Origin of the sequence: Pseudomonas sp. B15(2017) (assembly GCF_002113215.1) — a bacterium.
Classification (GTDB): domain Bacteria; phylum Pseudomonadota; class Gammaproteobacteria; order Pseudomonadales; family Pseudomonadaceae; genus Aquipseudomonas.
In genome coordinates this window covers 57,604-81,083 of record NZ_NEJZ01000007.1, presented here as the reverse complement: position 1 = coordinate 81,083, position 23,480 = coordinate 57,604, and the positions used below count along the sequence as shown (strand labels likewise).

Below are 23,480 nucleotides of genomic sequence, written 5' to 3'. Positions count from 1 at the left end.
TTTGGCAGCCACCTTAATGCGGGTCGATGACGCTTTCGTTGCAGCGCTGTCAGAGCGGTGTGCCCAGCAGCACATTCGACGGGGAAAACTGCACCTGCACCGGTTGCTCGACCTTCAGACCACGGCTGCGCAAGTCCAGCGGTTCGGCCAGCGCGCAAAGGGTCTGGCCATTGGGCAGGGCGATGCGTACTTCGCTGGGGCCGTCTTCGGCGTCGAGAATCGCCTCGATCCGACCGTTCAAAAGGTTGTGTCCGACGGCAGGCGTAGCCTCGGGCGCGAGCAGTTCGAGCCAGCCGGCCTTGATCAGCGCCACCACTTCCGTGCCCGGTTGCAGCTCCAGGTGCACAGTGCTGTCGTGGGTGATCTGCGCGTCGATCGACAGACCTTCGGCCAGCTCAAGGCGGATCAGATCGTTGCGGCCCTGACCTTCGATCTGCACGACTTTGCCGTGCAGTTGATTGCGCGCGCTGGTCCTGAGCATCAGCCGACCGAGCAGGTCCAGATCGCTGGCATCCTCGGCGGCTTCAAGTACCTGGGCCTGCAAGGCTTGCAGCTTCTGATAGAGGCGCAGCACTCGCTCGCCCTCGCTCGACAGTTTGGCGCCACCTCCGCCCTTGCCGCCGACCGCGCGCTCGACCAGAGGCTTTTGCGCGAGGTTGTTCAGCTCATCGATGGCATCCCACGCCGCCTTGTAACTCAGGCCGGCGCTTTTCGCGGCGCGGGTGATCGAACCCTGCTCGGCGATGTGTTGCAGCAAGGCGATGCGCTGCGGACGGCGGACGATGTGCTGGGACAACAGGGTGGGCAAGGACATGGCGGACGCTTTGCTGAAGGGTTGAGGGAGGACGTTGGCGGCTCGAGGCGTATCCGTCAAGCCGGGTCGCCGGGTTTTGGCGTGCGGGCCAGGCAGTACACATCCACCCGTGCGGCGCCGGCGTTCATCAGCAAACGGGCCAGCGCCTGGGCGGTGGCGCCGGTGGTCAGCACGTCGTCGACCAGGGCCAGGTGCCGGCCTTTCACCTGGGCATCGGGACTGAGGGCGAAGGCGTGTCGCAGATTGCTTTTACGTGCCTTGGCATTGAGGGCTTGCTGGGCGTCGGTATCCTGCACGCGCAAGAGGTTGTGCTCTTCGCAAGGCAGGTCGAGTGACTTGCCCAGCCACTGCGCCAGCATCGCCGCTTGATTGAAGCCGCGCTGGCGCAGGCGTTTCGGTGCAAGCGGCACCGGCAGCAGGGCGTCCGGGCGAGGCAGGTCTTCTTCGAAGCGATGTTGCAGGAACTCGCCGAGAACGTCGGCGAGCAAGTGGCCAAGCGGCCATTTGCCGTTGTGCTTGAAGCGGGTGATCAGCGTGTCCATGGGAAAGCTGTAAGTCCATGGCACGGCGACTTGTTCAAAGGCCGGTGGATCCTGCAGGCAGGCACCACAGGTCAGGCTGGCGGCGAGGGGCAGGGCGCAGGTCACGCATTGATCGCCCAGCCACGGCAGATCGGTTTCACAGGCAGTGCAGATCGGGATTTGCCCGTCTGCCGGTTCGTCACACAATAAACAGTGTTGTTTGTTTTTTAACCAGATGTAAACCGGCCTTTTGTAGTGTGGTTGACAGCGCATGACTCTTCCTTAAATATGCCGAACATCCGTGTCGTGCCTGTGGGTATTCCGTTTCCCCAGGCGCCAGCCAAGCATAACCAAGGAAACGCCCATGAGCGCCAGCACCACTGCCACCCTGCGTCACGACTGGACTTTGGCCGAAGTCAAAGCACTTTTCGTTCAGCCATTCAACGATTTGCTGTTCCAGGCGCAGACGGTGCACCGCGCGCATTTCGACGCCAACCGCGTCCAGGTTTCCACCCTGTTGTCGATCAAGACCGGCGCCTGTCCGGAAGATTGCAAATATTGTCCGCAGTCCGGTCACTACAACACCGGGCTGGAAAAAGAAAAGTTGATGGAAGTGCAGAAAGTCCTCGAAGAGGCTGCCCGCGCCAAAGCTATCGGCTCAACCCGCTTCTGCATGGGCGCGGCGTGGAAACACCCGTCGGCCAAGGACATGCCTTACGTACTGAAGATGGTCGAAGGCGTGAAGGCCATGGGCCTGGAAACCTGCATGACCCTCGGTCGTCTCGATCAGGATCAGACCGAAGCGCTGGCCAAGGCCGGGCTCGACTACTACAACCACAACCTCGACACCTCGCCGGAGTTCTACGGCAGCATCATCACCACCCGCACTTACAGCGAGCGCCTGCAAACCCTGGCGTACGTGCGCGATGCGGGGATGAAGATCTGCTCCGGCGGCATTCTCGGCATGGGCGAGTCCCTCGATGACCGCGCGAACCTGCTGATCCAGTTGGCCAACCTGCCGGAGCACCCGGAATCGGTGCCGATCAACATGCTGGTGAAAGTCGCCGGCACGCCGCTGGAAAACGCCGACGACGTCGATCCGTTCGATTTCATCCGCATGCTCGCCGTGGCGCGCATCCTGATGCCGCAATCTCACGTGCGCCTGTCCGCCGGCCGCGAAGCAATGAACGAGCAGATGCAGGCCCTGGCGTTTTTCGCCGGCGCCAACTCGATCTTCTACGGCGACAAACTGCTGACCACCGCCAACCCGCAGGCCGACAAGGACATGCAGCTGTTTGCGCGTCTGGGCATTCAGCCGGAAGCCCGCGAAGAGCATGCCGACGAAGTGCATCAGGCCGCCATCGAGCAGGCGCTGGTGGAGCAGAAGAGCAGCGAGCAGTTCTACAACGCGGCGGTGTAAAAACCTGCGCGGATTCCTCTGAAGGAATGCAAACCCCTATGGGAGCGAGCTTGCTCGCGATAGCGGTGCTTCAGTCGACATTGATGTCGGATGTGAAGGCCTCCTCGCGAGCAGGCCCGCTCCCACAAGGGGATCTGTGTCACTTGAATGTCGAGGCTTGCATGTCTTTCGATCTCGCCGCACGCCTTGCTGCCCGTCGTGCCGAAAATCTTTATCGCCAGCGGCCATTGCTTGAAAGCCCACAAGGGCCGCAAGTGGTGGTCGACGGCCAGCCATTGCTGGCGTTCTGCAACAACGATTACCTGGGGCTGGCCAATCACCCGCAAGTGATCGAAGCCTGGCGCGCCGGTGCTTCGAAGTGGGGCGTCGGCGGTGGAGCCTCGCATCTGGTGATCGGCCACAGTGGCCCGCATCACGCGCTGGAAGAGGCTTTGGCGGATCTCACCGGACGGCCTCGCGCGCTGTTGTTCACCACCGGTTACATGGCCAACCTCGGCGCGGTCACCGCATTGGTCGGGCAGGGCGATACGGTGCTGGAAGACCGGCTCAATCATGCCTCGTTGCTGGATGCCGGATTGTTGTCCGGCGCGCGCTTCAATCGTTATCTGCACAACGACGCCGACAGTCTGGCCAAGCGTCTGGAGAAAGCCACCGGCAATACGCTGGTGGTCACTGACGGCGTGTTCAGCATGGACGGCGACCTTGCCGATCTGCCGGCCCTGGCCCGGGAAACCAAGGCCAAAGGCGCGTGGTTGATGGTCGATGACGCCCACGGCTTCGGTCCTTTGGGCGCGAATGGTGGCGGGATCGTCGAGCATTTCGGTTTGAGCCAGGAGGATGTGCCGGTATTGGTCGGGACTCTTGGCAAAGCGTTCGGCACGGCGGGTGCGTTCGTCGCGGGCAGTGAAGAGCTGATCGAAAGCCTGATCCAGTTCGCCCGTCCGTACATCTACACCACCAGCCAGCCGCCGGCGCTGGCCTGTGCAACATTGAAAAGTCTGGAACTGCTGCGCAGCGAACACTGGCGTCGCGAGCATCTGCGCACGCTGATCCGCCAGTTCCGCCACGGCGCCGAGCAGATTGGTCTGGAACTGATGGACAGCTTCACGCCGATCCAGCCGATCCTGATCGGCGATGCCGGTCGCGCCGTGCGTCTGTCGCAGATGCTGCGCGAGCGTGGGCTGATGGTCACTGCGATCCGCCCGCCGACCGTGCCCGCCGGCAGTGCGCGGTTGCGGGTGACGCTGACCGCCGCCCACAGCGAGGCGCAGGTGCAGCTATTGTTGGAAGGACTGGCCGATTGCTTTGCCAAACTCAAGTCGGAGCCAAGCCATGCGTGATCGTCTGATTCTGCTACCGGGTTGGGGGCTCGGCGTTTCGCCGCTGGAGCCGCTGGCCGCTGCGTTGCGTGGACTCGATGAACACCTGCAGGTCGACGTCGAACCGTTGCCGGAGCTGGATTCCAGCGATCTGCAAGACTGGCTCGACGAACTCGATGAGCGCATCCCCGAAGATGCCTGGCTCGGCGGCTGGTCGCTGGGCGGCATGCTCGCTTCCGAGCTGGCGGCACGGCGTGGCGAACATTGCTGCGGCTTGCTGACCCTGGCGAGTAATCCTTCGTTTGTCGCTCATGAACAGTGGCCTTGTGCGATGCCCGGCGAGACCTTCGATGCGTTTCTTGCCGGTTGCAGCGCTGATCCGCGGGCGACCCTGAAGCGATTCTCTTTGCTCTGCGCCCAAGGCGCGCAAGATGCGCGCGGCTTGTCGCGGTTGTTGCTCGGCGGCGCGCCGAATACTTCGCCGGCCGCTTTGATGGCGGGTCTGGAATTGTTGGCGCAGATCGATACGCGGGAAGCCTTGCAGGCGTTTCGTGGCCTGCAACTGCATTTGTTTGGTGGGCTGGACGGGTTGGTGCCGGCGGAGTCTGCGGGCGAGCTGTTCGCGTTGCTGGCGGATGTCGAAGTGGGTCTGATCGAGCAGGCCAGCCATGCGTTTCTTCTGGAAGACCCCCACGGTGTGGCGGGTGCGATCCAGGCGTTTTTAAGTGAGTGTGGTGATGACTGATTTGTCTGTTGCTGCGTTGCCCGGCGGCTTGCCTGACAAGCGCCAGGTCGCGGCTTCTTTTTCTCGCGCGGCAGCCAGTTATGACAGCGTCGCCGAGTTACAGCGCGATGTCGGTACACAGTTGATGAATCGCTTGCCGGTGGGTTTTCGGTCGTCACGCTGGCTGGATCTCGGCTGTGGCACAGGGTATTTCACACGGGCGCTGGCCGAGCGATTTGGTGAGGGGCTGGCGCTGGATATCGCTGAGGGCATGCTCAATCACGCCCGGCCGTTGGGCGGCGCCACGCACTTCATCGCTGGCGATGCCGAGCGTTTGCCGTTGCAGGATTCAACGTGTGATCTGATCTTCTCCAGCCTCGCCGTGCAATGGTGCGCGGACTTTGGAGCGGTGCTCGGCGAAGCGTTTCGAGTGCTGAAACCTGGGGGGATTTTCGCGTTTGCTAGTCTTTGTGCAGGGACGCTGTACGAACTGCGCGACAGTTGGCGTCAGGTAGACGGCCTGGTGCACGTCAACCGTTTCCGCGAGTTCGCACGTTATGAGCAATTGTGCGCGGCCAGTGGCTTGTGCAGTGTTTGTCTGGAGAACCGGCCGCATGTGCTGCATTACCCGGATGTGCGCAGCCTGACTCATGAACTCAAGGCCTTGGGCGCGCATAACCTGAACCCCGGTCGGCCGGGTGGATTGACCGGGCGGGCGCGGATTCTGGGCTTGGTCGAGGCTTACGAGCAGTTCCGCCAGCCTGCGGGACTGCCGGCGACCTATCAGGTAGTCTACGCCGTGTTGGAGAAACCCTTATGAGCGCAGCCTATTTCATCACCGGAACCGACACCGACGTTGGCAAGACCACCGTGGCCGCCGGGTTGCTGCACGCTGCGCGGTCGGCGGGGCTGAGTACGGCGGCGGGCAAACCGGTGGCGTCCGGTTGTGTAGTGACGCCCAAAGGTTTGCGCAACTCCGATGCGCTGGCGTTGCAGGCCGAATGCTCGTTGCCGCTGACGTATCAACAGGTCAACCCGGTGGCGTTCGAGCCGGCGATCGCGCCGCATCTGGCAGCGCGTGAGGCCGGTGTGGCGCTGACCGTGCAATCGTTGCTGGCGCCGATGCGCGAGATTCTGGCCATGAACGCCGACTTCACGCTGATCGAAGGCGCGGGCGGTTGGCGGGTGCCGTTAGCGGATCAGGACAATCTCTCGGATCTGGCCATCGCGCTGAAGCTGCCGGTGATTCTGGTGGTCGGTGTGCGTCTGGGATGCATCAGCCATGCATTGCTGACTGCCGAGGCGATTGCCCGGGACGGCCTGCAACTGGCCGGTTGGGTGGCGAACATCATTGATCCGAAGACGTCGCGGCTTGAAGAAAACCTCGCGACACTCGCCGAGCGAATTCCGGCGCCGTGCCTGGGGCGAGTGCCGAAACTCAAGGCGGTCAGCGCCGAAGCGGTTGCCGATCACTTGCAACTGGATCTGCTCGACTGATTTTGGCTATGGCAAGGCACTGTGCCATTAGTGTTTTTGACGGGTGTTTTTCTGGCGCCTCTGGTTCAATGGCACCCATTGATCCTTCCCAAGGATGAGAGCTCCCATGGAAATCTCTGGAAATACAGCTTTTTATGCAGGTCTGAGCACCATTCAGACCGGACAGAACCGCGTCGACCAGGCCGCCAGCCAGATCGCCAGCAGCACCATCGAGCGTTCGGTCACCAGTCAGTCTTCGGAAGTGCAGGTCGATCGTCTGCGTTCTGTGGACCGCGCCCAGCAATCGGACCTGGCCAGCAACATGGTCGAGATGGCCCAAGGCAAGTTTCAAGCGGAACTGGGTGTGAAAGTCGCCAAGGCTTCCGACGAAGTGCTCGGTACGATCATCGATACCTTCGCCTGATTTTCTGACCTGCGCTTTGCCAGACGCCGCGACTGTTCGCGGCGTTTTTCGTTGTAAGTCCTTCTCCCTCAACTAATCTTTTTTCAGTGCACATGCCTCGGTCGGGCGCATGTCGTATTGCTCTGTCCGGCGTTTGGAAAATGTGATGACGAATGGCAAAAGAACGACGCTTGACAAGATTTCGGCGTAAACGTATGTTTCAAACAACTGTTTGACCGTCACAACAAATCAACGCGGTCGTTCATTCCCGGTTACATCAGCAGAGGTTTATCGCTATGCCTGACTACAAGGCCCCCTTGCGTGATATTCGCTTCGTTCGTGACGAACTGCTCGGCTACGAAGCGCACTATCAGAGCCTTCCAGCGTGCGCAGAAGCAACGCCGGACATGGTTGACGCCATTCTCGAAGAGGGCGCCAAGTTTTGTGAGCAGGTGCTGGCACCGCTGAACCGCGTGGGTGACACCGAAGGCTGCACCTGGAGCGAGTCTGGCGTGAAAACCCCGACCGGCTTCAAAGAGGCCTACAAGCAATTCGTGGAAGGTGGCTGGCCAAGCCTGGCCCATGACGTCGAGCACGGCGGTCAGGGCCTGCCTGAGTCGTTGGGTCTGGCCGTCAGCGAGATGGTCGGCGAAGCCAACTGGTCGTGGGGCATGTACCCTGGCCTGTCGCATGGCGCGATGAACACCATCTCCGAACACGGCACCCCAGAGCAGCAAGAAGCCTATCTGACCAAACTGGTCTCCGGCGAATGGACCGGCACCATGTGCCTGACCGAACCGCACTGCGGCACAGACCTGGGCATGCTGCGCACCAAGGCCGAACCTCAGGCCGACGGTTCCTACAAAGTCTCCGGTACCAAGATCTTCATCTCGGCCGGTGAACACGACATGGCCGACAACATCGTCCACATCGTGCTGGCCCGCCTGCCGGACGCACCGGCCGGCACCAAAGGCATCTCGCTGTTCATCGTTCCCAAGTTCCTGCCGAACGCCGACGGCACCGTCGGTGCACGCAATGCTGTGACCTGCGGTTCGATCGAACACAAGATGGGCATCCACGGCAATGCGACCTGCGTGATGAACTTCGACGGCGCGACCGGTTTCCTGATCGGCCCGGCGAACAAAGGCCTGAACTGCATGTTCACCTTCATGAACACCGCACGTCTGGGTACCGCGCTGCAAGGTCTGGCCCACGCCGAAATCGGCTTCCAGGGCGGCTTGAAATACGCTCGCGATCGTCTGCAAATGCGTTCCCTGACTGGCCCGAAAGCGCCGGACAAAGCGGCTGACCCGATCATCGTTCACCCGGACGTACGCCGCATGCTGTTGACCATGAAGGCATTCGCCGAAGGCAACCGTGCGATGGTGTACTTCACCGCCAAACAGGTCGACATCGTCAAATACGGCGTGGACGAAGAAGAGAAGAAGAAAGCCGACGCACTGCTGGCCTTCATGACTCCGATCGCCAAAGCGTTCATGACCGAAGTCGGTTTCGAATCCGCCAACCACGGCGTACAGATCTACGGCGGCCACGGCTTCATCGCCGAGTGGGGCATGGAGCAGAACGTTCGCGACAGCCGCATTTCGATGCTGTACGAAGGCACCACCGGCATCCAGGCACTCGACCTGCTGGGCCGTAAGGTGCTGATGACTCAGGGCGAGGCTTTGAAGGGCTTCACCAAGATCGTCCACAAGTTCTGCCAGAACAACGAAGGCAACGAAGCCGTCAAAGAATTCGTCGCACCGTTGGCTGCACTGAACAAAGAGTGGGGCGAGCTGACCATGAAGGTCGGTATGGCCGCCATGAAAGATCGCGAAGAAGTCGGCGCGGCCTCCGTGGACTACCTGATGTACTCCGGTTACGCCTGCCTGGCCTACTTCTGGGCTGACATGGCGCGTCTGGCTGCTGAAAAACTGGCTGCCGGTACCACCGACGAGGCGTTCTACACCGCCAAGCTGCAAACCGCGCGCTTCTACTTCCAGCGCATCCTGCCGCGTACCCGTACACACGTGGCCACCATGCTGTCGGGCGCCAACAACCTGATGGACATGAAAGAAGAAGACTTCGCACTGGGCTACTAAGCCTTAACGCAGTCCTTCAAAAAACCGCTGCTCCTTCGGGGGCAGCGGTTTTTTTTGTACCCGGATTTCCCCAATCCCGGGGCTCATTCCCCAGCATGGATAAGGGCGCTGCTCAGCCGAACCCTTGCGCTTATTGATTCAAAATGTTTCCAGAAGAGTGGCCAATTAATTGCACCGCCCGATTTACCGGTGCTTATCAGAACTGCCTGCTCAAAGAAGCAAGACGCCCGGCACTTAACAACAACAGTCAGGGTGAAGCCTATGAACATCAGTCGACTCGCTCGTTTGACCTTTTGGTTACCCGTCGCGCTGGCAGTCCACAGCGCATGGGCCGCCGACCCCGCCGAAGTCGATCCTCCCGTGCCGGAGGTTCCCTCGCTGCAATCGTTGCGCGGAATGGTGCCCCCCGATCCGTCCGGGACCGAGGGCGGACGCAAGGTCGACCTGATGACCGACTACGTGCTCAATCGCCAGGCCGCGATCCTGCTGGGCAAGGCGCTGTTCTGGGACATGGAGATCGGCAGCGATGGCGCCACCGCCTGCGCCTCCTGCCACTACCACGCCGGCGTCGATCACCGCATCACCAACCAGCTCAACCCCGGCCAGGCACACACCAACGCCAACGTCGCGTCGATCTTCAACAAGCCGTTTGTGGCCTCGGACATTCCGGGTGACGTGGCGTCCTACGCAACGTTGTCCGGCGGCAAGGGTGGCCCGAACTACACGCTGAAGAAAACCGACTTCCCGACTCACGTGCTGAGCAATCCGCTGGAGCGCAACTCGCCCATCGTGTACTCGACGGACGATGTGGTCGGCTCGCAAGGCGTGTTCGACGCCAACTTCGTCAAACCCAATCAGGCGCGTTTCGACAAATGCACTCAGCAGCCGGACGGTATTTTCCAGGTCGGTGGCATCAACGTTCGCCGCAGCACCGGGCGCAATGCGCCGTCGGTGATCAATGCCGCGTTCAACGTGCGCAACTTCTGGGACGGTCGGGCCAACAACGTGTTCAACGGCTTCTCGCCGTTCGGCAATCGCGATCCGGATGCCGGGATCTACGTGACCAGCGAGCGCAGCACAATCGCGACCAAAGTGCGGCTGGCGCTCAACGATGCGTCAGCCGCCTCGCAAGCGGTCGGCCCGCCCGGTAGCCCGGTGGAAATGTCCTGCGGCGGTCGCACCTTTGCCGACATCGGCCGCAGGATGCTCGACACGTTGATGCTCAAGCAGCAACGGATCTCATCCACCGATTCGGTACTGGGTCCTGTGTCCGGCGCACGACGGCCGACCTATCGCGAGCTGATCAAGAACGCCTTCCAGCCCCGGCTGTGGAACGCCACGCAAAACGTTCTGGTGGGCGGTGCGCCGTACACCCAGATGGAGGCCAACTTCCCGCTGTTCTTCGGCCTGGCGATCCAGATGTATGAGGCGACGCTGGTGTCCGATCAGGCGCCGATCGACGCCTACCTGCAAGGCGATCACACCGCGATGAACGCGCAACAGGTCGAGGGCATGAATCTGTTTCTCGGCAAGGGTAAATGCGTCAATTGCCACGGCGGTCCGGAGCTGACCAACGCCGCCAGCCGCCTGCTGATGCATCCGCGCGAACGCATCGAACGGATGGTGATGGCCGACAACCTGACCACTCTCTACGACAACGGCTTCTACAACACCGGCGTGCGTCCGACCTCGGAAGACCTGGCCCTCGGGGGCGCGGATGCGTGGGGCAACCCGTGGTCGTTCACTCGGCAGTACAACACGGTGTTGCAGGGCGGAAAATCGGCCGATCCGCTGGACGTCGATGTCTGCACGTTCGAGGCGCCGTTGAGCGCGGCCATTCCATGCGATGCCACGCTCAAGCCGAATGTCGGTTTCCGCGATTCGGTCGACGGCGCGTTCAAGACCCCGACTCTGCGCAACATCGCGCTGACCGGGCCGTACTTCCACAACGGCAGCCGCTCGACGCTCAAACAGGTGATGGAGTTCTACAACCGTGGCGGGGACCGGCGCGGGGAAGACGCCAACAACACCAGCGGCTTCGAGCATCCGGCGGTGAACCAGCACAACACTTCCAACCTCGACCCGGACATGACGGCGCTGAACCTGACGCCCGATGAAATCGATGCGCTGGTGAAATTCATGGAAGTCGGCTTGACCGATCCGCGCGTGGCCTGGGAGCGAGCACCGTTCGATCATCCGTCGCTGGTGATCCCGCAAGGCCATATCGGCGATGAAAATGCCGTGACCCAGCGCCCGGCCAGTCCGAAAGTCACCACCCGTCAGGCGATGGACGCATCGCTCAATCTCAAGCCTTACGGTGCTGAAGGCAGGCCCGCGTCCGAAGGGCCATTACAGCCGTTCTACAACGATCTCTGAAAAGAAAAACAGACCATGGCCATCAAGAATGATGGCCATGGTGGCCGTCTAGCGGCCATTCCGCAAAAAACCTTACTGAATCCCTCAGCTACCGACGATTTCGGCCGTTAAAGAGACAGCCTGTGATCTGGATCACATTGTGTGTGCTTAACTGGCCATATTGCAGGCACAATGCCATCTCTTTGCCATGACGGGTCGGAGCTTTACCCTTGCCGCGTTCTTCAGCTGTACGTTTCAGTCATTTCCTACCTTCACTGCTGTTGTTGCTCGCGGGGTTGGCGGCTGCGTACGTCAAAGACCTCAACGTGTTCTTCACTTCGCTGTTCAACGTGTTGCCGACCTTGGTGCTGCTGTTGGGCGGTTCGTACTGTGCGGTTTACCGACGTCAGCGCGAGCTGTTTCTGATGGTCACGGTCTACATCGCCTACTTCCTGCTCGATACCCAGACCGACTATTACCGCGACAACGGCAAGGTCCGCGACGACGCGGCCGTGGTGTTCCATCTGGTCTGTCTGCTGTTGCCGCTGCTGTTCGGTCTGTTCGCCGCGTGGCAAGAGCGCACGCACCTGTTTCAGGACATGGTCGCGCGCTTCGCCGTGCTGCTGGCCTTTGGCAGCGTGGCGCTGGGGCTTGAGCAAAGTTATCCGCAGGCGTTGCTGATGTGGCTTTCCGAAATCCGCTGGCCGGCGCTGCACGGCGCGTGGATGAGCCTGATCCAGTTGTCGTATCCGGTGTTCATCTCGGCGTTCCTGCTGCTGGCCTGGCAATACTGGCGCAACCCGCGTCCGCTGCATGCGGCGCAACTGGTGGGGTTGCTCGGCGTGTTCTGGATGCTGCCGAAAACCTTCATCCTGCCGTTCACCCTGAACATCATGTGCAGCCAGGTGATGTTGATGATTGCCGCGGCGGTGGCGCACGAGGCTTATCAAATGGCTTTCCGCGACGAGCTCACCGGCCTGCCCGGGCGCCGCGCACTCAACGAGCGCATGCAGCGTCTGGGGCGCAACTATGTGCTGGCGATGAGCGACGTCGATCACTTCAAGAAATTCAACGACACCCACGGCCACGACGTGGGGGATCAGGTCTTGCGCCTGGTCGCCAGCAAGCTGTCCAAAATCAGCGGCGGCGGTAGGGCTTATCGCTATGGCGGTGAGGAATTTGCCCTGGTGTTTGCAGGCAAGACCCTCGAGGAGTGCATGCCGCACCTTGAGGTCATCCGCGAATCGATTGCGTCCTACAACATCCAGTTACGTAATCAGGAAAGCCGCCCGCAGGATGATCAGCAGGGACGTCAGCGTCGCTCGGGTTCGGGCGCGTCCAGCGTGTCGGTCACGGTCAGTATCGGCGTAGCCGAACGTCTGGAACAGCGCACCCCGGAGGAAGTGCTGAAATCCGCCGACCAGGCGCTCTACAGCGCCAAGGGCGCAGGGCGAAACTGTGTGATGGCGTTCGGTCAAAACCGCCGTGGCGCGGTGCGCATGGACAGCGCCGCAGGTTGAGTGATGACGGCGCATTCAGCGTCTGGACAGTGATTGTGGGGCAGGGTGGCCGGCAGTAGGTTGAAGCAATCTGCTGAAGGAGAAGCCACCATGCCCGAGTACAAAGCTCCCCTGCGCGACATGCGCTTTCTGATCGACCACGTCTTTGACTTCCACACTCAGTACGCGGCCCTCGGCGCCCACGACGCCAGCCCGGACATGATCAACGCGATCCTCGACGAAGGTGCGAAGTTCTGTGAGAACGTTCTGGCACCGCTCAATCGCAGCGGTGACGAAGAGGGCTGCCATTTCGACAATGGCGTGGTGACAACGCCTACAGGTTTCAAGCAGGCCTTCGCACAATACGTGGAAGGTGGCTGGCACGGTCTGGCGGCAGATCCGACCTACGGTGGCCAGGGCCTGCCGAGTTCGCTGGGGCTGGTGATCAGCGAAATGGTCGCCTCCAGCAACACGTCGTGGGGCATGTACCCGGGCCTGACTCACGGCGCCATGTCGGCGATCCACGTCCACGGCACCGAGGAACAGAAAAACACCTATCTGCGCAAACTCACCGCTGGCCAGTGGACCGGCACCATGTGCCTGACCGAAGCCCATTGCGGGACTGATCTGGGCATCATCAAGACCCGTGCCGTGCCTCAGGCCGACGGCAGTTATGCAGTGACCGGCAGCAAGATTTTCATCTCCGCCGGCGAGCACGACATGAGCGACAACATCATTCATCTGGTGTTGGCCAAATTGCCGGACGCGCCAGCGGGGACCAAAGGCATCTCGCTGTTCATCGTGCCGAAATTCCTTCCGGACGCCTCCGGTGAGGCCGGCGAGCGCAATGGCGTTTCCTGCGGTTCGATCGAACACAAAATGGGTATCAAGGCCTCGGCCACCTGCGTGCTGAACTTCGACGACGCCAAAGGCTTCCTGATCGGCGAGCCGAACAAGGGCCTGAACTGCATGTTCACCATGATGAACCATGCGCGTCTCGGTACCGGGATGCAGGGCCTGTGTCTGGGCGAGGCAAGTTTCCAGGGCGCCATCAAATACGCCAACGACCGTCTGCAGATGCGTGCCCTGACCGGCGCCAAAGCCCCGGACAAACCGGCCGACCCGATCATCGTCCACCCGGACGTGCGACGCATGCTGCTGACCATGAAGGCCTTTAACGAAGGCAACCGTGCGCTGACCTATTTCACCGCGCAAATGCTCGATGTCGCGCATCTGAGCTCGGACGCCGAGGCGCGTCAGGAGGCCGAAGACCTTCTGGCGTTCCTGACTCCGATCTGCAAAGCCTTCATGACCGATACCGGGCTGGAGGTGACTAACCACGGCATGCAGGTGTTCGGCGGCCACGGATTTATCCGCGAGTGGGGCATGGAGCAACTGGTTCGTGATTGCCGGATCGCGCCGATCTACGAGGGCACCAACGGCATTCAGGCGCTGGATCTGCTCGGACGCAAGGTGCTGGGCAGCCAGGGCAAGCTGCTGCGCAACTTCACCAAAATCGTCCACAAGTTCTGCGCCGCCAACGCCGGGCACGCGCAATTGGGCGGGTTTGTCGCGCAGCTCGATGGCCTCAATCAGCAGTGGGGCGAACTGACCATGAAGGTCGGCATGGCCGCGATGAAAAATCCCGATGAAGTTGGCGCCGCGTCGGTGGACTACCTGATGTACAGCGGTTACATCGTTCTGGGCTACCTGTGGCTGCGCATGGCCCTGGTCGCCCAGGCGCAGCTGGAGTCGGGCGAGGGTGATGGCGATTTCTGCCAGGGCAAACTGGCGACGTGCGAGTTCTACTTCAAGCGTCTGTTGCCGCGTACGGAGGCGCATCGTTCGGCGATCGAGGCGGGCAGCGATTGCCTGATGAAACTGCCGGCCCAGTTGTTCTCGCTGTAACACGCCCCTGTTAAACAAAAGAGCCCGCTGATTGCGGGCTTCTTTATGGTTGATTGTTGATGACTAAAAATAACAAAACAGTCACCGCCTGACCCTATGTGTCGCAAAAGTTGTTGGGTTACACTCCAGCTCAACGAAAACACCCTTCCACGAATCACCTGTTTAGATCTTTGCGAGGTTTGCCATGGCTGACTACAAAGCGCCGCTGCGCGATATGCGCTTCGTCCTCAATGAAGTGTTCGAAGTCGCCAAACTCTGGGCCGAACTGCCGGCCCTGGCCGAAACCGTGGACGCGGAAACCGTTGAAGCCATTCTCGAAGAGGCCGGCAAGGTCACCAGCAAAAGCATCGCGCCCCTGAGCCGGGCCGCCGACGAAGAAGGCTGCCACTGGGCCGACGGTGCCGTCACCACGCCGGCCGGTTTCCCACAGGCCTATCAGACTTATGCCGAAGGTGGCTGGGTCGGTGTGGGCGGTGATCCGGCCTACGGCGGCATGGGCATGCCAAAAGCCGTGTCGGCTCAGGTCGAAGAAATGGTCAACTCCGCCAGTCTGGCTTTCGGCCTGTACCCGATGCTGACCGCCGGCGCCTGCCTGTCGATCAATGCCCACGCCAGCGAAGAGCTGAAAGCCGCTTACCTGCCGAACATGTACGCCGGTGTCTGGGCCGGTTCCATGTGCCTGACCGAACCGCACGCCGGTACCGACCTGGGCATTATCCGCACCAAGGCCGAGCCTCAGGCCGACGGTTCCTACAAGGTCAGCGGCACCAAGATCTTCATCACCGGCGGTGAGCACGATCTGACCGAAAACATCATCCACCTGGTGCTGGCCAAACTGCCGGACGCTCCGGCTGGGCCGAAAGGCATTTCGCTGTTCCTGGTGCCGAAGTTCATGGTCAATGCCGATGGCAGCCTGGGTGCGCGCAACCCGGCGAACTGCGGTTCGATCGAACACAAGATGGGTATTCAGGCATCCGCCACCTGCGTGATGAACTTCGACGAAGCCGTGGGTTATCTGGTCGGCGAGCCGAACAAAGGCCTGGCCGCGATGTTCACCATGATGAACTACGAGCGTCTGGGCGTCGGCATCCAGGGCCTGGCCACCGGCGAGCGTTCGTATCAGAACGCCATCGAATACGCCCGTGACCGTCTGCAAAGCCGTTCGCCGACCGGCGCGCAGAACAAGGACAAGGTTGCTGACCCGATCATCGTCCACCCGGACGTGCGTCGCATGTTGCTGACCATGAAAGCCTCGAACGAAGGCGGTCGTGCGTTCTCCACCTACGTGGCGATGCAACTCGATACCGCCAAGTTCAGCGAAGACGCCGCCACCCGCAAACGTGCGGAAGATCTGGTGGCCTTGCTGACGCCAGTGGCCAAGGCGTTCCTGACGGATCTGGGTCTGGAAACCACCGTCCACGGCCAGCAGATTTTCGGCGGCCACGGCTACATCCGCGAGTGGGGTCAGGAACAACTGGTGCGTGACGTGCGCATCACCCAGATCTATGAAGGCACCAACGGCATTCAGGCGCTGGACCTGGTGGGTCGCAAGATCGTCGGCAGCGGCGGCGCGTTCTACAAGCTGTTCGCCGACGAGATCCGCCATTTCACCGCGACTGCCAGTGCCGATCTGGGCGAGTTCACCAAACCGCTGAATGATGCCGTCGACATCCTCGACGAGCTGACCTCGTGGCTGCTGGACCGGGCGAAAACCAACCCGAACGAAATCGGCGCGGCGTCGGTCGAGTACCTGCAGGTGTTCGGCTACACCGCTTACGCCTACATGTGGGCGCTGATGGCCAAGGCATCGCTGGGCAAAGAAGCGCAGGACGATTTCTACGCGAGCAAACTCGGTACGGCGCGGTTCTATTTCGCCCGTCTGCTGCCGCGGATTCACTCGCTGAACGCGTCGGTCAAGGCCGGCAGCGAGTCGCTGTTCCTGCTGGACGCTGCGCAGTTTTGATGATGTAACGTCATGTAAGCGATCTCTTACATGACGTGCTGCTGTTCTCCCATAGGCGAAGATTGGATCCAGAGCTAATCTATTTTCCATGGACGTCGCGCAGGAAGCGCAAAGTAACAACACGGACACGTAGGATTCTGCCAGGGTGGCGGAGTGAAATGGATGTCAGGGAAACAGTCTGCAAAGCCCCGCTTCGGCGGGGTTTTCTTATGCCCGCAAAAAAGTTTTCAGTTCAGCGCATCCAGTGGCGGCGTACCTTTCAGCGGTTTGTCCTCACGCTGCATCACCTCTTCCAGCAACGTTCGCAGCAAGGCCAATGGTGCCTGTTGGCGCTGCACATCGCGACACACCAGCCCGACCTTCAACGGCACACGCGGCTCACTCAACGGTTTCCACAGCAGATCCTGATCGTCGTACTCCTTTTGCGAACGACCGGGCAGCACCGTCGCCAGACGCGTGTGCGGCAGGCTGTCGAGAATCCCCACCATATTGTTCAGTTCCGCCTGCACTTGCGGGCGTCGTCCGAGATTGGCCAATTGCGCCTGCCAGATCTGGCGGATCTGAAACTCTTCACCCAATAGCAACATCGGTAATTCGGCCGCCTGACTCATCGAGACTTTCTTGAATTCCCGCAGCGGATGATCCGCCGGAATGACCAGTGTCAGTTCATCTTCGTACAACATTACGCCGTGCAGACCGGGCTGCCGTGGCGGCAGATAGCTGATGCCGATATCCAGCAGGCCATTGAGCAGACGCCGTTCGATCTCCAGCCCCGTCAATTCATAAATCTGCACCACCAGATGCGGCTGGGCCTTGCGCACTCGCTCGAGCATTTGCGGCACCAGGCTGGTGTGCACGGTCTGCAGAACGCCGATCGCCAGTGTCCGCAATGCCTGACCCTTGAAGTTGCCCAGCGCCTCACGCGCCCGCTGCATGCCGTCGAGCAGCGGCAGGGCGTGGTTGTACAAGGTGTGGGCGGCGAGCGTCGGCAACAGGCGTTTGCTGCTGCGTTCGAACAAGGTGACGTCGAGGTTTTGTTCCAGGTGGCGAATCTGCTGGGACAACGCGGGTTGAGAGATCGACAGGCGCTCGGCGGCGCGTCCGACATGACCTTCTTCGTAGACCGCGACGAAATAACGCAGTTGTTTGAAATCCATAAGTAACACTTATTGAAAATGCTGGGAAATCGAAATGGCTCGACGCCGTAAACGGGCCTAGTCTAACCGCATTCACAAGGCTTGCAGGGCCGGAAAGCGCAATGACCAGCGTTTGTTTTGAAAGTGTTTACATAGGCAGTTCAAAAAACCTCGATCGAGGTTTTTTTCAATGAATCTGTTCAGTTTGCGGCGCCAGACGCCGAGCCTCGATGACCTGTCTTTTGAAACCCGGGAATCGGACGCCGCTGATGGCTTGAATGCCGAGCGCCTGATGCCCAGCGTCGAGCGCCCGCAGCAGGTATTCGTTCGTGGCCAGGGCTCCTGGCTGTGGGACAGCAATGATCGCGCCTACCTGGACTTTTCCCAGGCCGGTGGTGCCAACAGCCTCGGCCACAGCCCTTCGGCGCTGGTCAAGGCGATCGCCAACCAGGCTCAAGCGTTAATCAATCCCGGCTTCAATCTGCATAACCGCGGCATGCTCAGCCTGGCCGAACGCCTGTGTGCCAGCACTGCCAGCGATCAAGCGTATCTGCTCAACAGTGGCAGTGAAGCTTGTGAAGCGGCAATCAAACTGGCGCGCAAATGGGGCCAACTGCATCGCGGCGGCGCCTCGCGGATCATTGTCGCCAGACAAGGCTGTCACGGACGTAGTCTGGCGACTATTTCGGCGTCGGACAGTTGCAACCTGCACAACCGCTTCGCACCGTTGCTGCCGGGTTTCGATCTGGTGCCGTTCAACGATCTGCCGGCGCTGCATGCCGCGGTCGATGCGCAGACCGTGGCAATCATGCTCGAACCGATCCAGAGCGATGCCGGTGTGATTCCTGCCACCGAGCATTACCTCAAGGGTGTCGAGCGTCTGTGCCGTGAGCTGGGGATTTTGCTGATCCTGGACGAGGTTCAGACCGGCATCGGCCGCTGCGGCACCTTGCTCGCCGAACAATCCTACGGCGTGCGCGCCGATATCGTCGTGCTCGGCAAAGGCCTTGGCGGTGGTGTTCCCTTGGCGGCGTTGCTGGCGCGAGGCAAGGCCTGCTGTTTCGATTCCGGCGAGTTGGGCGGCACTCATCACGGCAACGCGTTAATGACCGCCGCAGGGCTGGTGGTGCTCGACAGCGTGCAGGACCGCGCATTCCTCGAACAAATCCGGGACAACGGCCAGCACCTGCGCGAAGGGCTCGCCCGTCTGGCCCATCGTTATGAACATGGCGAGTTGCGTGGACAAGGGTTGTTCTGGGGACTGACCCTGTCGGAAGACTCCGCCGAAGCCGTGGTAAAAGCCGCGCTTCACGAGGGCTTACTGCTCAACGCCCCACAAGCCGACTGCCTGCGCTTCACCCCGGCGCTCAACGTCAGCAAGGCCAACATCGACGAAATGCTCCTGCGCCTGACCCGCGCCTTCTCCCGGGTACGCACGGCGCAACTGCAATGCCGAAAAGGGATTGCCGTCTGAGCTGAAGTTTCCCACCCGAATTCAAGAACCGTCTCGCGGTATAACGCACGCCCCACGCCTGATTCTTTTGGCGTGGGGCGTTTTTTTTGTGGTCGGTAATGGCCATCAGATGGCGAGACCGCGGTTTGCACTGAACCCTGACAAACGGCAAAGGTCGATTAGCTTGTATGGCTCAGGTGAGCCAACCCCCAATCAGGAGCTGCCCCATGGACTTTATCCGCATCATCATCGCCATTCTGTTGCCGCCACTGGGCGTGTTTCTGCAAGTCGGGTTCGGCGGCGCGTTCTGGCTGAACATTCTGCTGACGCTGTGCGGTTATATCCCGGGGATCGTGCACGCGGTGTACATCATCGCCAAGCGCTGAGTCTCAGTCCGTCAAACCCATTACTCGCCGATAGAACCGCCATTCCTGCTCCAGCGCATGGGCCTGATTGGCGGCCCGGCGGAAGCCGTGGCGCTCATCGGCGTAGTAATGCGCTTGGACCTCAATGCCGTTTTGCTCCAGGGCCGCGACCATGTCGCGGGTCTGTTGCGGTACGACAACGGCATCCAGTTCGCCCTGAAAGAAAATCATCGGTACGCGAATGTTGTCTGCGTGCAGCAATGGCGTGCGGGCGGCGTAGCGCTCGGCGTCCTGCTCCGGATCGCCGATCAGCCAGTCCAGGTAATCGCCTTCGAACTTGTGTGTCGCGCGACCGAGAGCAACCGGGTCACTGACGCCATAAAGGCTGGCACCGGCGCGGAATACCTGATGGAACGCCAGGGCACATAGCGTCGTGTAACCACCGGCGCTGCCGCCACGGATGAATGCACGGTCGCCATCGATCATGCCGCGATCATTCAGGTAGGCCACCACCGCACAGGCATCCTCGACATCCACCGCGCCCCAACTCAGATGCAGCGCCTGTCGATACTCCCGGCCATAGCCGCTGCTGCCTCGGTAATTGAGGTCCGCGACGGCGAAGCCGCGTTGCGTCCAGTACTGGATGCGCGGGTCGAGCATCGGGTAGCACGCCGACGTCGGGCCGCCGTGGATGAAGACCACCAGCGGCGGTTTGGCATCGCCATTGGTGGCCGGATAAAAGAAACCGTGCGCTTCACCTGAACCGCTGGGATAGCGCAGGGTTTGCGGACGGCTGATGCGTTCAGCGGGCAGCGGCGCAACGCCGCCGGCCAGCACCTTCACTTCACGCGACTCGAGATCAATGGCAAGTACCGCTGAAGGGCTGATCGGTGAAGCGGCGATGCAGTAAATGAACTGATCATCGACAGCCAGATGGCGGAAGCGACTGTAGTCGCCGGTGAAGTCTTCGCCGTTGAGCGCCAGACGACCAAAACCGTCTTCGCTCCAACTCGCCAAATGGCTTTCGCCGACGGGCAGCCAGGTGCAGCCGCCGAGTTGCCACGGCGCTGGTGCGTGATCGGCTTCGGCACAGGGCAGCATTCGCAAACCGGCTGCGGACTCGATCCACGGTTGCCAATATCCGCCACGATCAGTCAGACAGCCCAGTCGGCCACTGGCATCGAAGCGCGGTTGCTGGATCGACTCTTCAAGCGTTTCACCTGCCACGCAACGTGGAGCAGAAAATCCATTACCTGTGCGCTCGGCGATCATCAAACGGGTGGAGGTCCACGGCTGATGCGGGCGGCTCCACTCGATCCATGCAAGGCGTTGGCCGTCCGGGCTGATAATGGGCGACGCGTAAAAATCCGCGCCATCAACCAGCCTGTGGCGTTCGCCACTCGCCAGATCAATAGCCACCAGCCGATGCCGATCACCGTTCTCTTCAACAGCCAGCACCTGCCCGTTGGCAAAATGCAGATCACCATATCGGCATTCCCCGGACGTCAATGCTACGGGTTCGCCGTCCAGCGCCTGTCGGTACAACTGCTGGTCCGCCTCGTTGACGAAAACCACTCCCTCAGGCGTCAGACAAAACGCCCCACCGCCATATTCGTACACCCGACTGCGCACGCTGAAACCCGCGGGTGTCAGACATTTCGCCGAGCCATCGCGCCAGTGCCAGATCCGGCACGCGGCGTCTGCCGGCCGGTATTCGTTCCAGAACAAACCATGGGCGCCGAGCTGCAGTTCGGCGAAATCCACACCGGCAGCAACGGCGGCAGTGGCGCTGAAAGGCTCAGCCTTTGGCGATGAGGCGCGAGTTTCGTTCATTGCGAAAGGCCAGTTGTTCGATGGTCTGGGTGGCGTGCTCGGCTTCTTCGCGGGCCTTGAGAATCACACCGTGATGTTCGGACTTGCTGCACACCGGATCGGCATTGCTGGCATCGCCGGTGAGCATGAAGGCCTGGCAGCGGCAGCCGCCGAAATCCTGTTCCTTTTCATCGCAGGAGCGGCACGGCTCGGGCATCCAATCGTAGCCGCGGAAACGGTTGAAGCCGAACGAGTCGTACCAGATGTGCTGCATGCTGTGGTCGCGCACATTGGGAAATTGCACCGGCAGCTGTCGGGCGCCATGACAGGGCAGGGCGGTGCCGTCCGGTGTGACCGTCAGAAACAGACTGCCCCAGCCGTTCATGCAGGCTTTCGGGCGCTCTTCGTAATAGTCCGGGGTGACGAAAATCAGTTTGCACGGATGCCCTTCGGCCTCCAGCTTGGCGCGGTATTCGTTGGTGATGCGTTCGGCGCGGACCAGTTGTTCCCTGGTCGGCAACAGGCCGACACGATTGAGCTGCGCCCAGCCGTAGAACTGGCACGTGGCGAGTTCGACGAAGTCCGCTTCCAGCGCGATGCACAGCTCGATGATGCGGTCGATCTTGTCGATGTTGTGCCGATGAGTGACGAAGTTCAGCACCATCGGATAGCCGTGGGCTTTCACGGCGCGGGCCATTTCCAGTTTCTGCGCGAAGGCTTTTTTCGAGCCGGCGAGCAGGTTGTTCACTTGCTCGTCGCTGGCCTGGAAACTGATCTGGATGTGATCGAGCCCGGCCTTCTTGAAGTCGCTGATCTTCTGCTCGGTCAGGCCGATGCCGGAGGTGATCAGGTTGGTGTAGAAACCCAACTGGCGCGCTTCACGGATCAGCTCGGCAAGGTCCTGGCGCACCAGCGGTTCACCGCCGGAAAAGCCCAGTTGCGCCGCACCCATCTCCCGCGCTTCACGGAACACCTTGATCCACTGCTCGGTGCTCAGCTCTTTGCCCTGCCCGGCAAAATCCAGCGGATTGGAGCAGTACGGGCATTGCAGCGGGCAGCGATAAGTCAGCTCGGCGAGCAGCCATAGCGGCAGGCCGATTTCCGGTTTGGCCGGGACTTGCACCGAGGACTCAGGCAAGTTCGATCCAGTGCTGCGCACGGGCAACCTCCATGAATTGCTCGATGTCGTCACCGAGCTCGGGTACGCCGGGAAACTGTTTGTCGAGTTCGGCGATGATCGCCGCGACATCCCGCTCACCGTCGATCAGGCCGCCGATCAGCGCGGCACTTTCGTTGAGCTTGATCATGCCCTCCGGGTACAGCAGCACATGGCCTTTCTGGGCCGGTTCGTACTGGAAACGGTAGCCGGGACGCCAGTTCGGGGTCTTGCTGCGGTCGAAACTCATAAGGCGATTCCTTTATGCCAGACCCGTTGATCGGTGACGCTGTGATACGGCGGGCGGTTCAGTTCGTAGGCCATGCTCATGGCATCGAGCATGCTCCAAAGGATGTCCAGTTTGAACTGGAGAATTTCCAGCATGCGTTCCTGGCCTTCGCGAGTCTTGTAGTGCTCCAGCGTGATCGCCAGACCATGCTCGACATCGCGTCGGGCCTGACCGAGACGGGTGCGGAAATATTCGTAGCCGGCCGGGTCGATCCACGGGTAATGCTGCGGCCAGCTGTCGAGCCGCGACTGGTGAATCTGCGGCGCGAACAGTTCGGTCAACGAGCTGCTGGCGGCTTCCTGCCAACTGGCACGGCGGGCGAAGTTGACGTAGGCATCGACGGCGAACCGAACGCCGGGCAGCACCAGTTCCTGGGAGCGCAATTGAGCCGGATCGAGACCGACGGCCTGGCCCAGTCGCAGCCAGGCTTCGATGCCGCCGTCTTCACCGGGAGCGCCGTCGTGGTCGAGCAGCCGCTGGATCCACTCGCGGCGGATCTCGCGATCCGGGCAGTTGGCGAGGATCGCTGCGTCTTTCAGGGGAATGTTCACCTGATAGTAGAAGCGGTTGGCGACCCAACCCTGGATCTGCTCACGGGTGGCGCGGCCTTCATACATCGCCACGTGATACGGGTGATGAATGTGGTAATAGGCGCCCTTGGCGCGCAGGGCCGCTTCGAATTCGGCGGGGGACATTGGAGTGTCAGTCATGTCTGTTCTCCGGGAACAACCATTGGATTCTTTGGTGTCTGTCAGGACGCCTTCG

20 protein-coding genes are annotated in these 23,480 nt (G+C 61.1%); 13 read left to right on the top strand and 7 right to left on the bottom strand.

The window, feature by feature from the left end; translation table 11 throughout:
* Positions 1-49: 49 nt before the first annotated feature.
* Positions 50-814 (bottom strand): TOBE domain-containing protein, encoded by a 765-nt coding sequence (locus CAF73_RS12525; RefSeq protein ID WP_085702851.1) that lies wholly within the window; start codon positions 812-814, stop codon positions 50-52.
* A gap of 56 nt (positions 815-870) precedes the next feature.
* The gene (locus CAF73_RS12520) at positions 871-1,608 is read right to left on the bottom strand and encodes a ComF family protein (RefSeq protein ID WP_085702850.1); all 738 of its coding nucleotides are present in this window, start codon (positions 1,606-1,608) and stop codon (positions 871-873) included.
* A 91-nt stretch (positions 1,609-1,699) separates the two neighbouring features.
* On the opposite strand from CAF73_RS12520, the gene bioB reads away from it, so the two are divergent.
* From bioB to CAF73_RS12465, 11 genes are all read left to right on the top strand, one after another.
* A complete protein-coding gene (gene bioB, locus CAF73_RS12515; protein ID WP_007959840.1) occupies positions 1,700-2,755 on the top strand; it encodes a biotin synthase BioB in 1,056 nt (351 codons plus the stop codon).
* Between the two features lie 161 nt (positions 2,756-2,916).
* The gene (gene bioF / locus CAF73_RS12510; protein ID WP_085702849.1) at positions 2,917-4,095 is read left to right on the top strand and encodes an 8-amino-7-oxononanoate synthase; all 1,179 of its coding nucleotides are present in this window, start codon (positions 2,917-2,919) and stop codon (positions 4,093-4,095) included.
* Entirely contained in the window at positions 4,088-4,819 is a 732-nt protein-coding gene (locus CAF73_RS12505) for an alpha/beta fold hydrolase (protein ID WP_085702848.1), read from the top strand. The genes bioF and CAF73_RS12505 overlap by 8 nt, the downstream gene beginning before the upstream one ends.
* Positions 4,812-5,618, top strand: a complete 807-nt coding sequence (bioC, locus tag CAF73_RS12500) for a malonyl-ACP O-methyltransferase BioC (RefSeq protein ID WP_085702847.1) — start codon at positions 4,812-4,814, stop codon at positions 5,616-5,618. The genes CAF73_RS12505 and bioC overlap by 8 nt, the downstream gene beginning before the upstream one ends.
* A complete protein-coding gene (gene bioD, locus CAF73_RS12495) occupies positions 5,615-6,295 on the top strand; it encodes a dethiobiotin synthase (RefSeq protein ID WP_085697738.1) in 681 nt (226 codons plus the stop codon). The genes bioC and bioD overlap by 4 nt, the downstream gene beginning before the upstream one ends.
* Before the next feature lie 106 nt (positions 6,296-6,401).
* Positions 6,402-6,698 carry a pyrroloquinoline quinone biosynthesis protein PqqE gene (locus tag CAF73_RS12490; protein WP_085697737.1) on the top strand — a complete coding sequence of 99 codons (297 nt, stop codon included), beginning with the start codon at positions 6,402-6,404 and terminating at the stop codon, positions 6,696-6,698.
* A 275-nt stretch (positions 6,699-6,973) separates the two neighbouring features.
* Positions 6,974-8,779, top strand: a complete 1,806-nt coding sequence (locus CAF73_RS12485; protein ID WP_074692190.1) for a phenylacyl-CoA dehydrogenase — start codon at positions 6,974-6,976, stop codon at positions 8,777-8,779.
* 261 nt (positions 8,780-9,040) lie between these two features.
* Positions 9,041-11,155, top strand: coding sequence for a cytochrome-c peroxidase (locus CAF73_RS12480; RefSeq protein WP_085702846.1), 2,115 nt, complete (start codon positions 9,041-9,043; stop codon positions 11,153-11,155).
* Positions 11,156-11,364: 209 nt separating this feature from the next.
* Positions 11,365-12,654 (top strand): GGDEF domain-containing protein, encoded by a 1,290-nt coding sequence (locus CAF73_RS12475; protein ID WP_085697735.1) that lies wholly within the window; start codon positions 11,365-11,367, stop codon positions 12,652-12,654.
* Between the two features lie 90 nt (positions 12,655-12,744).
* Positions 12,745-14,541 (top strand): acyl-CoA dehydrogenase C-terminal domain-containing protein, encoded by a 1,797-nt coding sequence (locus CAF73_RS12470; RefSeq protein ID WP_085702845.1) that lies wholly within the window; start codon positions 12,745-12,747, stop codon positions 14,539-14,541.
* 184 nt (positions 14,542-14,725) lie between these two features.
* On the top strand, positions 14,726-16,504 hold the full coding sequence (locus CAF73_RS12465) for an acyl-CoA dehydrogenase C-terminal domain-containing protein (RefSeq protein ID WP_085702844.1): 1,779 nt from the start codon (positions 14,726-14,728) through the stop codon (positions 16,502-16,504).
* 227 nt (positions 16,505-16,731) lie between these two features.
* Here the strand turns inward: CAF73_RS12465 and CAF73_RS12460 are convergent, their stop codons facing one another.
* On the bottom strand, positions 16,732-17,661 hold the full coding sequence (locus CAF73_RS12460) for a LysR family transcriptional regulator (RefSeq protein ID WP_085697732.1): 930 nt from the start codon (positions 17,659-17,661) through the stop codon (positions 16,732-16,734).
* Positions 17,662-17,830: 169 nt separating this feature from the next.
* On the opposite strand from CAF73_RS12460, the gene CAF73_RS12455 reads away from it, so the two are divergent.
* Both CAF73_RS12455 and CAF73_RS12450 read left to right on the top strand, forming a co-directional pair.
* Positions 17,831-19,114 carry an aspartate aminotransferase family protein gene (locus CAF73_RS12455; RefSeq protein ID WP_085702843.1) on the top strand — a complete coding sequence of 428 codons (1,284 nt, stop codon included), beginning with the start codon at positions 17,831-17,833 and terminating at the stop codon, positions 19,112-19,114.
* 206 nt (positions 19,115-19,320) lie between these two features.
* Positions 19,321-19,479 (top strand): YqaE/Pmp3 family membrane protein, encoded by a 159-nt coding sequence (locus tag CAF73_RS12450; RefSeq protein ID WP_003228885.1) that lies wholly within the window; start codon positions 19,321-19,323, stop codon positions 19,477-19,479.
* A 3-nt stretch (positions 19,480-19,482) separates the two neighbouring features.
* Here CAF73_RS12450 and CAF73_RS12445 read toward each other — a convergent pair whose 3' ends face one another.
* From CAF73_RS12445 to pqqC, 4 genes are read right to left on the bottom strand one after another with little or no spacing between them, the layout of a single operon-like run.
* Positions 19,483-21,291: a S9 family peptidase gene (locus CAF73_RS12445; RefSeq protein WP_085702842.1), complete on the bottom strand. Its 1,809-nt coding sequence runs from the start codon at positions 21,289-21,291 to the stop codon at positions 19,483-19,485.
* The gene (pqqE, locus tag CAF73_RS12440; protein WP_371918973.1) at positions 21,257-22,393 is read right to left on the bottom strand and encodes a pyrroloquinoline quinone biosynthesis protein PqqE; all 1,137 of its coding nucleotides are present in this window, start codon (positions 22,391-22,393) and stop codon (positions 21,257-21,259) included. The genes CAF73_RS12445 and pqqE overlap by 35 nt, the downstream gene beginning before the upstream one ends.
* A 7-nt stretch (positions 22,394-22,400) precedes the next feature.
* Complete coding sequence (pqqD, locus tag CAF73_RS12435) at positions 22,401-22,676, bottom strand: pyrroloquinoline quinone biosynthesis peptide chaperone PqqD (RefSeq protein ID WP_085688496.1); 276 nt, start codon at positions 22,674-22,676, stop codon at positions 22,401-22,403.
* Entirely contained in the window at positions 22,673-23,425 is a 753-nt protein-coding gene (gene pqqC / locus CAF73_RS12430) for a pyrroloquinoline-quinone synthase PqqC (RefSeq protein WP_085702840.1), read from the bottom strand. Before pqqC ends, pqqD begins: the two co-directional genes overlap by 4 nt.
* Between the last annotated feature and the right edge of the window lie 55 nt (positions 23,426-23,480).

Excerpts from the sequence above, each read along its gene's own strand:
- bioC (WP_085702847.1), top strand. The coding sequence starts at position 4,812 with ATGACTGATTTGTCTGTTGCTGCGTTGCCCGGCGGCTTGCCTGACAAG.
- CAF73_RS12525 (WP_085702851.1), bottom strand. The coding sequence starts at position 814 with ATGTCCTTGCCCACCCTGTTGTCCCAGCACATCGTCCGCCGTCCGCAG.
- bioF (WP_085702849.1), top strand. The coding sequence starts at position 2,917 with ATGTCTTTCGATCTCGCCGCACGCCTTGCTGCCCGTCGTGCCGAAAAT.
- CAF73_RS12490 (WP_085697737.1), top strand. The coding sequence starts at position 6,402 with ATGGAAATCTCTGGAAATACAGCTTTTTATGCAGGTCTGAGCACCATT.
- CAF73_RS12470 (WP_085702845.1), top strand. The coding sequence starts at position 12,745 with ATGCCCGAGTACAAAGCTCCCCTGCGCGACATGCGCTTTCTGATCGAC.
- CAF73_RS12480 (WP_085702846.1), top strand. The coding sequence starts at position 9,041 with ATGAACATCAGTCGACTCGCTCGTTTGACCTTTTGGTTACCCGTCGCG.
- CAF73_RS12505 (WP_085702848.1), top strand. The coding sequence starts at position 4,088 with ATGCGTGATCGTCTGATTCTGCTACCGGGTTGGGGGCTCGGCGTTTCG.
- pqqC (WP_085702840.1), bottom strand. The coding sequence starts at position 23,425 with ATGACTGACACTCCAATGTCCCCCGCCGAATTCGAAGCGGCCCTGCGC.
- CAF73_RS12460 (WP_085697732.1), bottom strand. The coding sequence starts at position 17,661 with ATGGATTTCAAACAACTGCGTTATTTCGTCGCGGTCTACGAAGAAGGT.
- bioB (WP_007959840.1), top strand. The coding sequence starts at position 1,700 with ATGAGCGCCAGCACCACTGCCACCCTGCGTCACGACTGGACTTTGGCC.
- CAF73_RS12520 (WP_085702850.1), bottom strand. The coding sequence starts at position 1,608 with ATGCGCTGTCAACCACACTACAAAAGGCCGGTTTACATCTGGTTAAAA.
- CAF73_RS12445 (WP_085702842.1), bottom strand. The coding sequence starts at position 21,291 with ATGAACGAAACTCGCGCCTCATCGCCAAAGGCTGAGCCTTTCAGCGCC.
- CAF73_RS12485 (WP_074692190.1), top strand. The coding sequence starts at position 6,974 with ATGCCTGACTACAAGGCCCCCTTGCGTGATATTCGCTTCGTTCGTGAC.
- bioD (WP_085697738.1), top strand. The coding sequence starts at position 5,615 with ATGAGCGCAGCCTATTTCATCACCGGAACCGACACCGACGTTGGCAAG.
- CAF73_RS12465 (WP_085702844.1), top strand. The coding sequence starts at position 14,726 with ATGGCTGACTACAAAGCGCCGCTGCGCGATATGCGCTTCGTCCTCAAT.
- CAF73_RS12455 (WP_085702843.1), top strand. The coding sequence starts at position 17,831 with ATGAATCTGTTCAGTTTGCGGCGCCAGACGCCGAGCCTCGATGACCTG.
- CAF73_RS12450 (WP_003228885.1), top strand. The coding sequence starts at position 19,321 with ATGGACTTTATCCGCATCATCATCGCCATTCTGTTGCCGCCACTGGGC.
- pqqD (WP_085688496.1), bottom strand. The coding sequence starts at position 22,676 with ATGAGTTTCGACCGCAGCAAGACCCCGAACTGGCGTCCCGGCTACCGT.